The sequence below is a fragment of the Peribacillus asahii genome, from assembly GCF_004006295.1.
Lineage (GTDB): Bacteria > Bacillota > Bacilli > Bacillales > DSM-1321 > Peribacillus > Peribacillus asahii_A.
Map to the genome: position 1 here is coordinate 3,607,770 of NZ_CP026095.1, position 12,263 is coordinate 3,620,032.

15 protein-coding genes and 1 pseudogene are annotated in these 12,263 nt (G+C 38.2%); 3 read left to right on the forward strand and 13 right to left on the reverse strand.

Annotated elements, in window-relative coordinates:
- Positions 1-14 precede the first annotated feature (14 nt).
- The 3 genes from BAOM_RS17800 to BAOM_RS17810 form a co-directional block, all read right to left on the reverse strand.
- Entirely contained in the window at positions 15-2,324 is a 2,310-nt protein-coding gene (locus BAOM_RS17800; RefSeq protein WP_127761428.1) for a DNA internalization-related competence protein ComEC/Rec2, read from the reverse strand.
- 13 nt (positions 2,325-2,337) lie between these two features.
- Positions 2,338-2,898, reverse strand: coding sequence for a ComE operon protein 2 (locus BAOM_RS17805; protein ID WP_127761429.1), 561 nt, complete (start codon positions 2,896-2,898; stop codon positions 2,338-2,340).
- Positions 2,899-2,968: 70 nt separating this feature from the next.
- Positions 2,969-3,610 carry a helix-hairpin-helix domain-containing protein gene (locus BAOM_RS17810; RefSeq protein ID WP_127761430.1) on the reverse strand — a complete coding sequence of 214 codons (642 nt, stop codon included), beginning with the start codon at positions 3,608-3,610 and terminating at the stop codon, positions 2,969-2,971.
- Between the two features lie 100 nt (positions 3,611-3,710).
- On the opposite strand from BAOM_RS17810, the gene comER reads away from it, so the two are divergent.
- A complete protein-coding gene (gene comER / locus BAOM_RS17815; RefSeq protein ID WP_127761431.1) occupies positions 3,711-4,553 on the forward strand; it encodes a late competence protein ComER in 843 nt (280 codons plus the stop codon).
- A 78-nt stretch (positions 4,554-4,631) separates the two neighbouring features.
- Here the strand turns inward: comER and BAOM_RS17820 are convergent, their stop codons facing one another.
- From BAOM_RS17820 to BAOM_RS17855, 8 genes are read right to left on the reverse strand one after another with little or no spacing between them, the layout of a single operon-like run.
- Positions 4,632-5,375 (reverse strand): class I SAM-dependent DNA methyltransferase, encoded by a 744-nt coding sequence (locus tag BAOM_RS17820; RefSeq protein ID WP_127761432.1) that lies wholly within the window; start codon positions 5,373-5,375, stop codon positions 4,632-4,634.
- A complete protein-coding gene (rsfS, locus tag BAOM_RS17825; RefSeq protein ID WP_127761433.1) occupies positions 5,372-5,728 on the reverse strand; it encodes a ribosome silencing factor in 357 nt (118 codons plus the stop codon). Before rsfS ends, BAOM_RS17820 begins: the two co-directional genes overlap by 4 nt.
- Complete coding sequence (gene yqeK, locus BAOM_RS17830; protein ID WP_127761434.1) at positions 5,728-6,300, reverse strand: bis(5'-nucleosyl)-tetraphosphatase (symmetrical) YqeK; 573 nt, start codon at positions 6,298-6,300, stop codon at positions 5,728-5,730. Before yqeK ends, rsfS begins: the two co-directional genes overlap by 1 nt.
- Positions 6,287-6,859, reverse strand: a complete 573-nt coding sequence (locus BAOM_RS17835) for a nicotinate-nucleotide adenylyltransferase (RefSeq protein WP_127761435.1) — start codon at positions 6,857-6,859, stop codon at positions 6,287-6,289. The genes yqeK and BAOM_RS17835 overlap by 14 nt, the downstream gene beginning before the upstream one ends.
- A 10-nt stretch (positions 6,860-6,869) precedes the next feature.
- Positions 6,870-7,160, reverse strand: coding sequence for a ribosome assembly RNA-binding protein YhbY (gene yhbY / locus BAOM_RS17840; RefSeq protein ID WP_127761436.1), 291 nt, complete (start codon positions 7,158-7,160; stop codon positions 6,870-6,872).
- Positions 7,154-7,996: a shikimate dehydrogenase gene (aroE, locus tag BAOM_RS17845; protein WP_127761437.1), complete on the reverse strand. Its 843-nt coding sequence runs from the start codon at positions 7,994-7,996 to the stop codon at positions 7,154-7,156. Before aroE ends, yhbY begins: the two co-directional genes overlap by 7 nt.
- A 16-nt stretch (positions 7,997-8,012) precedes the next feature.
- Complete coding sequence (yqeH, locus tag BAOM_RS17850; RefSeq protein WP_373995306.1) at positions 8,013-9,122, reverse strand: ribosome biogenesis GTPase YqeH; 1,110 nt, start codon at positions 9,120-9,122, stop codon at positions 8,013-8,015.
- Positions 9,119-9,640 (reverse strand): YqeG family HAD IIIA-type phosphatase, encoded by a 522-nt coding sequence (locus BAOM_RS17855; protein ID WP_127761439.1) that lies wholly within the window; start codon positions 9,638-9,640, stop codon positions 9,119-9,121. The genes yqeH and BAOM_RS17855 overlap by 4 nt, the downstream gene beginning before the upstream one ends.
- A gap of 418 nt (positions 9,641-10,058) precedes the next feature.
- On the opposite strand from BAOM_RS17855, the gene BAOM_RS17860 reads away from it, so the two are divergent.
- A complete protein-coding gene (locus BAOM_RS17860; RefSeq protein ID WP_127762628.1) occupies positions 10,059-10,214 on the forward strand; it encodes a sporulation histidine kinase inhibitor Sda in 156 nt (51 codons plus the stop codon).
- A gap of 63 nt (positions 10,215-10,277) precedes the next feature.
- On the opposite strand, the gene BAOM_RS17865 is transcribed toward BAOM_RS17860, so the two are convergent.
- Positions 10,278-11,057, reverse strand: coding sequence for a phosphatidylserine decarboxylase (locus BAOM_RS17865; protein ID WP_127761440.1), 780 nt, complete (start codon positions 11,055-11,057; stop codon positions 10,278-10,280).
- Between the two features lie 125 nt (positions 11,058-11,182).
- Between BAOM_RS17865 and pssA the strand changes: the two genes are divergently transcribed.
- Positions 11,183-11,722 (forward strand): CDP-diacylglycerol--serine O-phosphatidyltransferase, encoded by a 540-nt coding sequence (gene pssA, locus BAOM_RS17870; RefSeq protein ID WP_127761441.1) that lies wholly within the window; start codon positions 11,183-11,185, stop codon positions 11,720-11,722.
- 291 nt (positions 11,723-12,013) lie between these two features.
- Here pssA and BAOM_RS17875 read toward each other — a convergent pair.
- Positions 12,014-12,260, reverse strand: a pseudogene (locus BAOM_RS17875) (sigma factor-like helix-turn-helix DNA-binding protein); the annotation flags it as partial.
- Positions 12,261-12,263 lie beyond the last annotated feature (3 nt).

Below are 12,263 nucleotides of genomic sequence, written 5' to 3' on the forward strand. Positions count from 1 at the left end.
CAGCTCGATATATCCTATGGCAAGACCGTTTGAAAGGTTCCTGATTCATGACGATATTTATAAGATATAGCGCCCTTTTGATCTGTTCGCAGTATCGTCACGTGTAATGCTTCCATCTCCTCTATTACTTGATGATGCGGATGTCCGTACCGATTCCCTTTCCCTGCTGAAATAATCGCCACTTTTGGTTGAACCTTCTCCAAAAAAACTTTTGACGAAGATGTTTTACTACCATGATGACCTGCTTTTAAAATATCCACTCGAAGCCCTGGAAAAGCCCTCAATAGTTCTTGTTCCGTATCCTCTCCTGCATCTCCCGTCAGTAACCACATTAACCCGCCCATTTTGGCAGCTAATACAATAGACGATTCATTCACATCTTCGTCCTTTTGATAAGGGTGCAAAATATAAAATTGAGCACTAGCAACCAACCAACTATCCCCTCTTTTCACTGTAGAAATCGGAATATGTTTGGCTAATGCCCATTTAATCCATTCCTTATCCCGATACATGCTCTCACTGCCTTCTCCAATTACTACCTCTTTCACGTTAAAATGTTTAATTATTTCTGCTGCACCTCCAATATGATCGGCATCAGGATGGGTTAAAACCAGCTTATCGATTTCATGAATCCCTTTACTTTTCAAAAACGGAAGAATAACATCTTCGCCCGTGTTATATGTTTTACGCTTCTTTTGCCATTCTGCCACCGGGAACGTAATCGCTCCACCTGTATCAATTAAATAATTACCTTGGTTAAATGGAAGCTTAATCAAGATTGCATCACCTTGACCAATATCAATAAATACAACTTCACCATAAGGATTCAATTTCTGAATATGATATTGAAAGAATAAAATACATACTAAAACCACTATCGATATTTTCTTTTTAAATAAAGAAGCGGATTCCCATTGAATAAATAAGGAAATAATGACGAAAACGAGCAGCAACATAATAATAGGAAAAGGTTTTCCAAAAACAATCGACGCCAGTGGTAAACGAGAGATACAAGCAGCCAACTCATTACAGAGAAGAAAAATTTGGTCTAATAAGGCTATCATCAGTTGACCAATGGAGGGGAAAATAAGGTGTGTAAAAAAAGCAACTAAAGAAAAGGGGAGCAAAAAGGCGGAATACAAAGGAACATAAAGCACATTCAACAATACCCCGAGGACAGACACTTCATAAAAGTGATAGAGCAAAATAGGGACAGCTGCTAATTGACACACAATACTAACAATAAGAAGCTGCATCGTTTTTTGCGGATAGCTTTGAACAATCGTAAGCGACATAATAATGGCTAACGTTACTGCAAATGAAAGCTGAAAGCCAATATTATAGAGCATAGAAGGCTGAACGAATAGCAGCAGTAAATAGACAACTCCAATCGTTCCACTAGCTGACACCTTCTTTTTCCACAAAAGGAGCAAAAAAAATAACATAGCCATACAACAGGCTCGTAACACAGAAGGAGCTGCTCCAGATAAAATCGCGTACATGGGTAAACATACTAGAATGACCATCATCATTTTCTCACGAGTTATGCCAATTCGAATCCCTCCATAAAACAGCAGCCCTGTTAAAAAGCTGACATGCAAACCAGATATCGCAAGCAGATGAACAATTCCAAGTCGTTGATAATTCGTTAATATTTCTTCATCAATATACGTTTGATCTCCAAATAAAAGAGCATTAACAAAGCTGCCCGCTTCAGATGGAAAATGGACATTCACATAAGTAATGCCCGCTTGCCGCACCTGTTGAAGTGTTGTAACAATCGATTTTTTTCCTACACGACAATCCGCCCAGACAATAGAATTCGCTTTTAAAATCCAATAAATATGCTGTTGTTGTAAATAACGTTTATAATTAAAGCTATTTTCATTTCGATTTTGCTCTGGCTCAAGTAATGACCCAGTTGCAGGACAAATCAAACCAATTTGCAGATTAGTTTCAATCGCTTTCTTTTCCATTTCAGAAGGAATGGTATAACGCAACTGGAGAATTTCCTTTGTACTCGTCGTCACAGCGGCTTTTAACAGATTACCGTCTACACTCGGCTGGGTACTAAACGTAATCTCAAAGGTTGACTCCTCACCTGTATATCCTGTTTGATGGTACACATCTGATAAGTAGGCTGCCATGTAAAATACTAACAAGGTGACTCCGTTCATCAATAAAATGTTTAACTGTCCGTTAAAACGATAGCAAAGAAAACAAAAAAAGAGGAGAATATAGAGGATAAACTTCACTTGAAAAGAAGAATGAGCCGCAACGCCTAAAGTGGCAGAAACGGCTAAAAAGAGGATGTGTGTCGGCATGCAAACCTCCTATTTAATCATTAAATAATTGGTACGCTTTTTGTTGCAGCTTGCTCAGCTCTTCTTGGCCAACACCCGTTGCTTCTAATTGCTGTAATAGAGAATGGACAAAGTCCTGTTTTTGTTTGCCGTGCACATCAATCGGCTGAATCATTTTAACTTTTTCCATCTTCACGCCCGCTTGTTCAAATAATTCAATCGCATATGGGTGATTTTTATAATCTTCGGCATAATAAACAGCTTGAATACCCGCTTGAATAATCGACTTACAGCATTGTAAACAAGGAAAATGTGTGACATAAATTTCAGCGTTTGCTGTCGGTACCCCAAATTTCGCACATTGAATAATCGCGTTCATTTCTGCGTGAATCGTACGCACACAGTGGTTATCGATTACGTAACAGCCATCATCAATACAATGTGTCCCACCAGCAATAGAACCATTGTACCCCCCCGCAATAATGCGATTATCTCGAACAATTGTTGCGCCAACCGCTAATCGAGTACATGTGCTTCTTAACGCTAATAAATGACTTTGTGCCATAAAATATTGATCCCAACTAATTCGATTCATGATGTTCTCCCCTTAACCAACTATCTTTTCTCTCAATTTTACTCTCTTCCCGTCTATTTGGGTAGTCCATTTACTTGACAGTAATCGAATCTTGTAGCTTTTCAAATGTTTTATCCCCGATTCCTGAAATATTTTTTAAGTCTTCAATTTGTTCAAACTTCCCCGTCTTTTCTCGATATTCAATAATGGCTGTTGATTTTGCTGGACCTATACCCGACAATGTCTCTAGTTCTTCCTTCGTGGCTGTATTTAAGTTTACTTTATCACCATCCGTTCCCCCATTACCTGACACTGTTTTCGCTCCCCCGCCTATTACATCTATGCTCTCTGGCAAACCTATATCTTCTTCTCCTATAGCAGGTACATAAATCACCATTTGATCTTCTACGAGTTGGGCAAGATTTACCTTATCTAAATCGGCGTCTTTCTTAAAATTACCTGCCGCTTCAATCACATCAATTACTCGATCACCTGGTTCGGCAATAAATACACCTGGACTTTGAACAGCTCCCTTTACATCAACCTTTATAACGACTGGCTCATCTATTTCTTGAGCAACCTCTTGCTCTTCTTGTTGCTCCAGTTCAACAAACATCTTTTCTTGCTCTGCTTCCTGCGGTTTCGATGAGAAAAAGAACATCAAACAACTTATAAAACTAATTAAGATGACAACTGAAATAACCGCCATTTTCTTTTTTCTGAACAGATCCATAGGTTATCTCTCCTTATAAAAATGGATATTCGGAATAATACAAGCAGATTTTACATAGTGTTTAGAAGTGGTTCCGCTTTACGTGAGGGGAGTTGAAAGTATGAAAATCGGTGTCATAGGAACTGGAAACATGGGGACGATCTTAATCGAATCATGGCTGGAAACCAAGACATTGGAGCCTGCCAATCTACTTATTACAAATCGTACGCTCTCCAAAGCTTTAGCGCTTCAAGAAAAATATGCCTGTATCGAAGTCACCGAAACAGCTGTAGATATAGCAAAACGAGCAGATGTCATCTTCATATGTGTAAAACCTTTACAAATTCACAACCTATTACAGGTCATTAAACCATATATAAACAAAGACCAACTACTTGTTTCTATTACAAGTCCACTCTCAGTCGCTCAGCTTGAACATGAAGTTCCTTGTTCATGCGCGCGTTTTATCCCAAGTATCACTAATCGAGCTTGCTCTGGAGTTTCTCTATTAAGCTATAGTAAAGCTTGTTTGCCAAAGTGGAGGAGCTATTTACATGAACTAGCAAGAAAGATTTCGACACCCGTTGTCATTAACAATGATATTACAAGAGTTAGCTCAGATATCGTTAGTTGTGGACCAGCTTTTTTCAGTTTTTTCGCACAATCGTTTATTGACGCTGCTTGCCAATCAACGGAAATTGACAGAAAAACAGCAACGATTTTAACAGAAAAAATGTTAATCGGGCTTGGAGATTTATTAAGTAAAGGAATTTACACATTACCCACTTTACAAGAAAAAGTGAGTGTAAAAGGGGGAATTACAGGCGAAGGGATTAAAGTGTTAGAGGCAGCAAAACTACACGAGGTACTTGGTCAATTATTTAAAGCAACGCACGAGAAATTTGATGAAGACATCGAGGAAATCGAAAAACAATTTCGATATGATTATAATATTCGCAACTAACTGACGAACTCCTGCCCTCATTTTAAAAAAGTTTTTCTCCTAAGAAAAGAGACTGACTAAATTTAGTCAGTCTCCGTTTCATTTTCTTACTACAAATAAAATACGCTCCGCTTGATCTTCGACAGGCGCTTCCTCAAAATCAGCAAGAACCTCCAGCACTTCAAAGCCCACCTCTTCTAGCCAGTCCTTATATTGAGAAGGCATATACGTACGCTGGTAATGAAACTCATCAAAACGTTCATACAATCCACTTTCCGCATCCTGTACAAAAAAACTCAAATCATGTTCAACACTATATGGAGCCTCTCCGGGAAAACAACTCCAAATATAGGCTACTTCTTCTTCATTAACTGCAAATGTATTATTATCAAAAATATGTTCCATTTTATAAATCGAATGCACATCAAACAATAGCAAGCCACCCTTACGTAAGTGGTGGTATACACCGCGAAACGTTTGAAGGACCTCGTTTTCCGTTTTAAGATAGTTCAGTGAATCACAAAAAATGGTGATACAGTCATAACTGCCCAATCCTTCAAGTTCGGCCATGTTTTGCTGATAAAACGGAATGGATACCCCTTGCTTAGACGATTTCTCTTGAGCCACCAGGAGCATTTCATCCGATAAGTCAACACCCGTTACATGAAAGCCATTTCGTGCCAACTCAATAGTCATCTCTCCCGTTCCACAAGCAAGATCCAACAGCTGTTTCCCCTGAACTCCATATTGCTCAAGCTTTGCTGTTAACAACGCAAGCCACTTTTCATACGGAGCATCTTTCATCAGCTCATCGTATACGTAAGCAAAGCGTTCGTAGCTCATGGCATTAATTCACTTTGTACATCTTCTCGAGGGGCATCTCCCCATAAACGTTCAAGATTGTAGTACAGTCTTTCGTCACGATGGAAAATATGAGCAACAACGTCTCCCATATCGACTAATACCCATTTCGCTTCATCAAACCCTTCAAGTCGCTTTACATTCACGCCTGCTTCTTCGGCTTTTTCCTTCATTTCACGCGCAATGGCTTGAACTTGCTTTTCTGAGTTACCATGACAAATAAGGAAATAATCAGCGATTAATGAAATTCCTTGCATATTTAAGGCAACAATATCCTCTGCCCTTTTATCATCTGCTGCTGTTGCTGCTAATACTAGAAGTTCTCTTTCAGTCATTACATCTTCTCCTTCAAATTCTTAATGAGGTCATTATACGTATGGAATGTAGCTGGATAAATTACTTGTTTTTTCGTCATTAAAAAATTAATTGTATTTCGAACAGCCTGAATGACAGCTACATCGAGACTTTGTTCAGCTAATTTCCTCACTTCCTCTACACCTGGAAACGAGCGACCTGGCTCAATATAGTCCGCTAAATACACGATTTTATCCAGCAGCGTCATTCCGATTCGACCCGATGTATGGTAAGCAATGGCATCTAAAATTTCTTGGTCTGTAATGCCTGCTTCCTGTTCAACAAGATACGCGCCAACTGGTGCATGCCATAACTCCGAATGATACTCTAATAAGTCTTTTGTTATATTTTGCTCCATAATAATTTGCTTCATTTCCTCTTTCGGACGAAATTTCGCATAATCATGAAAAATGGCGGCAAGCTCTGCCTTTTTTACATCTGCTCCATAGCGTTCAGCAAGCTCTACGGCTGATTCCGCTACCCCCAATGTATGCACATACCGCTTTTCAGTCAGCTGTGCTTTCACAAGTTGTAAAGCTTCATTTCGATTCATATAAACCATTCCCTTTTATATAGTTTACGACAGAATCAGGAATTAAATATTTAACAGTTTTTCCTGTCCGCAGCTTCCGTCGAATCACGGAAGACGAAATGAACATTTGAGGAACATCCACCATAATAATCGGATACTCTGTCTCTTCATTATAATTGGGTCTCTTCACACCAACGAAGTGAACAAGCTGAAGCAGTTCATCAATTCGATGCCACTTAGGTAAGTACTCAATCATATCCGCACCAATAATAAAATAGAACGACGCATCCGGCTCTTGTTCTGTCAACAGCTTCATCGTATCAAACGTATAAGAAGTACCTTTTCTATCAATTTCTACTCCTTCAATGATAAAAGAAGGATGATCGTAAAGTGCACGCTCAAGCATCGCTAAGCGGTCATAAGCGGTCACTTCTTCCGTCTGCTCCTTATGAGGAGGAACATAGTTTGGCATAAATCTAATTTCATCTAATTCCAGTGCATCTAACACTTCATTAGCAATGATTAAATGCCCAATATGCGGAGGGTTAAACGTTCCGCCTAAAATTCCAATCTTCTTCATAACAATCACCTTATGGTAATTGAATTTGCTTATTTTCTCGTGATTCTTTATATAAAACAATTGTATTACCGATAACTTGTACAAGCTCTGCTCTTGCACCTTTTGCAAGGGATGCCGACACATCGTGACGATCTTCCTCACAATTTTGCAGAACGCTCACTTTAATTAATTCACGCGCTTCCAATGCTTCACCAATCTGTTTAATTAAATTATCATTTACTCCACCTTTTCCTACTTGAAAAATAGGATTCAAGTGATGTGCTTTTGATCGTAAAAATCTTTTTTGTTTACCTGTCAGCATGTCTGACCTCCTAATTTATTTAACACAATCTGTTCCATTCTAGATGTATCGGGCATTACGCCTGTCCATATTTGAAAAGCAAGAGCTGCCTGATTCACAAACATCCCCAATCCATTTTGCGTTTTCGCACCACTTTGCTCTGCTTCCATAAGAATTTTCGTCTTCAACGGGTTATAAATAATATCGCTTACAAAAGCAGAAGCTTTAATAGCTGTAACATCCAGTGGTGTATCATCAACTTTTGGACTCATGCCAATAGATGTCGTTTGAATAATTAAATCGTACGCCTTAATATTCGCTTCTGCTTCAAGCATCGTTAACGCTGTAGACTGTTTATCGTATGGGCATTCTGAAATAAGGGTCTCTGCTCGCTCCTTTGTTCGGTTGGCAATATCCACTTGCTTCACGCCTTCTTTCACAAGGGTGAAATAAATGGCGCGTGCAGCACCACCCGCTCCGATGATCAATGTCTTTTTAGAAGCTAAATCTCCGGAGATTTCTTCAGCTAAAGCTTTATAAAACCCTTTCCCATCTGTATTATACCCAATATAACGACCATCCCGATAGACGACCGTATTCACCGCACCAATTGCTTGTGCTAATTCATCCACTTCATCCAACAATGGAATGATAGCTGTCTTATGCGGAATTGTGACGTTAAAGCCAGACACCCCAATCGCCTTCATCCCTTTTACTGCATCCTGTAAGCACTCCGGCGTTACATGAAAATGATGGTACACCGCATCCATTTGTTCTTGGTCAAACGCATCATTATGAATAGCTGGAGACATGGAATGTGCAATAGGATCTCCGATTACTCCATATATTTTCTTCACCTTCATCACCCTACTATTAAATTAACGACTTACGAACAATAACATTGACTCCTTTTGGAACGTGAGCAACAAATTTCGCTCCCGGTTCATTTACTGTTACCCAACCAAGTCCCGAGAAGACAATATCCATTTTCGGTTGTTTTAACGAAAACTCATGCGGCACAAGCTCTGGAAACTCATCCATTTGTTCCGGCCGCGGCGGCGTTAATAACTCACCCGCGTGATTTTTATACAATTCATCTGCTTTTTCTAATTTCGTACGATGAATATGTAATTCATTTGATAAATGACATGTTAAAGAACGTCTTCCACCCGATACATAATCTAATCGTGCTAAGCCGCCAAAAAAGAGCGTCTGCTCCTCGTTTAACTGATATACTTTTGGCTTAATTTCTTTTTTAGGCATAATGATTTTAAAATCACGTGAATCCACAAAATGAGCCATTTGATGATGATTGATAATACCCGGTGTATCAATTATCGCTTGTCCATCATCTAGCGGAATTTCAATCATGTCAAGTGTTGTGCCCGGAAAATGAGAAGTTGTAATGATATCGCTTTCCCCACTTACTTGTTTAATTAAGCGATTAATAAACGTAGATTTGCCGACATTTGTACAACCTACAACGTACACATCACGACCTTGACGGTAATGCTCAATAGCTTCCGCAGCTTCCGCAATGTATTTTCCTTTCTCTGCACTCACCAATAATACATCAACCGGCTGTAGACCTAACTCTTTTGAGGATTGCTTCATCCAATTGATTAATTTATTATGTTTTACCGATTTCGGCAATAAATCCACTTTATTACCGATTAATAACACATCATTCCGACCAACAAAACGGTGCAATCCCGGAAGCCAGCTGCCATTAAAATCAAAAATATCAACAATTTTTACAATTAATGAATCCGTTTCGCCTACTCTATTTAAAATTTTCAAAAAGTCATCATCTGTTAACGAAACATCTTGGACTTCATTATAATGCTTTAATTTAAAACAGCGCTGACAAATAATAGTCTCCTTCTCAAGCGCTGACTTTGGCGCATACCCTAATTCTTTTGGGGAATCGGTCTGAACCTTTACTCCACAGCCGATGCACACTACCTCTTGATGATTGTTCAATTGCGTTCCTCCCATTCTATCATTCCTTTTCGTTTAAGCGCTGACATAATTTTTCGTTCAAAGAAGCGATTAATTTTTGTATTAATCCCATCTGACTGTGACACAGGAATCACTAAGATTGTATGGAACCCGCCTCGATTACCGCCAAACACATCCGTCAACAGCTGGTCTCCTACGACAACAGTTTCCTCACGCTTAAGCCCCATTTGGACACAAGCTTTTTTAAAAGCCGTTGTTAACGGCTTCTTTGCTCGATAAATAAAGGGAATACGCAAAGGATCTGAAAAGGCACGCACCCTTTGTTCATTATTATTCGATACAATCGTCACTAAAATCCCGTGCTCACGCATCTGATCAAACCATTCCATTAACTTTTGCGTAGCGTTCGGACGATCCCATTCTACAAGTGTATTATCCAAATCAGTAATAATCCCTTTAATCCCACGCTTTTTCAAGTCTTCCGGCGTTATATCAAAAATGCTTTTTATTTGTTCACTCGGTAAAAATAATTTAAGCATAGTACACCTCAACGTTTTCCTAGAAATTTACCGTATCCATCATATCTAATTTTCGCCCGTCTTTCAAAAAAATTCTAACGGTTCTTAAAATTGACTTCATTAATTATGTAAAGTTTCTTTAATTATTACCTATTTATTCCAAATAGTTTTCGACAAAAAACTCGACATAATATTTTGTGGATAAAGTTACCCACATTATCCCTATTGTTCCTTTTCATTTTTCTTCCTTTACAAACAATTTAACCACAAGTTATCCACTGGTAATTGTGGATAATCAACCAATTGTTCTTCTTATTCTTTTTTGATACAGTATGAATACACCAACGAAAACAAACAGAAAACATACTGTACGAAGAAACAGAAGAACAGTCTCTCATTTTTAATAGCTCGGAGGTGAGCAGCCTACATTGGCGAAATGATGCATACATTATCGGATGATTTATTACTCGAATCATATTTCAAAGCAAAACAATTAAACTTAGATGCAGAGTTTATTCGCTTAATCGAATCCGAAATACATCGAAGATCTTTAACAAATCAAATCTATACTCCCATTAGTGAATCAATCTGCTGACCTGTATGTCAGCTCTTTTCTTTTTATTTAGCTATTGTTACAGCACCCTGTTGTTTCATACAGTCATTTTATATACCCAATCTTCTCTCCTATACGAACATTCGCCGGTATAACTAAATCCGATGCAATCTCAAAGCTATCCTTCTCAAAAAGAAGCACGACAGTTGAACCAAAACTAAAATACGAAAACTCTTGTCCCTTTTGTAATCGCTTCGCTTTATCTGTAATTTCAATGGAATTAATAAACATCGCTCCAACTTTCACAATCGCTACACACCCTTGACCATAATCAAGTTCTGTTATAATACGATAATTTTTAGACAAAGGGGCCTTTCCATACAGCATCCCCCATTTATTAACTGGATAAGACTTCTGCCCTAAACTCCAACGTTGTGTTACTTCTCCAGAAATTGGTGTATGAATCCTATGATAGTGACTAGGACTTAAGTATAGCACGAGATATTTTCCACCTAGATACTTTTGAAGTGTTTTGGGATCACCGAGCATCTCTTCCATCGAATATGTTTTCCCTTTTACGATAATCTTTTTATCTTCCTGAATGTCGCCAAAGTCTTCTAAAATCCCGTCAACTGGACTAACAACAGCTTGTTCTCCTTCTGCAATAGGCCTTACATCACTCTTTAATTTTCGGATAAATAAATCATGTAAAGTTGCAAATGAAGCAAAGTCATCTTTGGCTTCCTGCTGGTCAAGCCGGAACACTTTTGTATATAATGGAATAATAGGCTTACTCAAGCGCGATTGACTAAAGTTTTTCAACAACGCTGAAGTAACCCTACCATTCGTCAGTTCAATAAAAAAGCGATAAAGAAATGGAAACAAACAACACCCACCACCAATTTGTAAATTATTTCATAAATCCCTTGCATAATTTGTGTCACCTAAAATATTATTATATAATAAATACTTGCGTTTAATTAATCTAGTTTTACGAAAGGAGTGAAAAAATGTTTTTATTAGACGCTATAGACCAGACTATCAGAAAACTAAAAGCTCAAACAGCTAATATTTTGACCTTATTAAATTTATCCTTAGGTGGATTTGCCATCATATCTGTTATGAACAACCAATTAAACTTAAGCTTACTTTTAATTTTCCTAGCGGCACTTGCCGACCGTTTTGACGGCATGGTTGCACGAAGGTTTAATATCGAGTCAGAGCTCGGCAAACAATTAGATTCCATGTGCGACATTATTTCATTTGGAGTGGCGCCTGCCCTGCTTATATATCAAGGAATTTTAGTAGAATTCGGCGCTCCTGGAGCAGCTTTCACTATTTTGTATATTGCTTGTGGAGCCCTTCGTTTAGCACGATTTAATATTAGTGAGAATAACGGTTATTTCACGGGTGTGCCGATTACAGTCGCTGGTTGTATTGCCACATTAAGCTTCTTAGCTTATCCATATGTCACACCGGTATTCTTCGCATTCCTCATGATTATATTATCTATACTGATGATTAGTCCATTAAGACTGAAAAAGATGTAGGAAACGTATCTACAAATAGAAAGGAGCCTTCTGAAAGATTTGCAGAAGGCTCCTTTCTTATTAACCGCTTTGATTAGTATGCTGCCCCGATTTTTGTTAAAATCTTTTTAATGATTGGATTCTTTTCACTCACTGCTGCGAGACTATTTGTATGACAAGGGCTAAACATCTATTATGCTTTTTTAAAATTTCTTGAAAAAATAAATAAAGACTTTATGTGATGCCGTTTTTTCATATAGCCATTATAAAAGACCTTCAGCACTGTGAAGGTCTTTTATATTCATCATTCGATCATTGTGACTTCTTTTCTTTTTCCGCTCGATAAAATTCATGAAACATTTTCATTAGCGCCCGCTTTTCAATACGAGAGACATAACTTCGCGAAATGCCTAACTCCTTAGCAATTTCACGCTGTGTTTTTTTCCTTTTTTAAGTCAAGGCCAAACCTGCCAACAATTACTTCTTTTTCACATTCATCCAGAATATCAATGTATTTTTTAACTTTTTCCAGTTCCATATTAAGCTGAATGGTATTAATTTA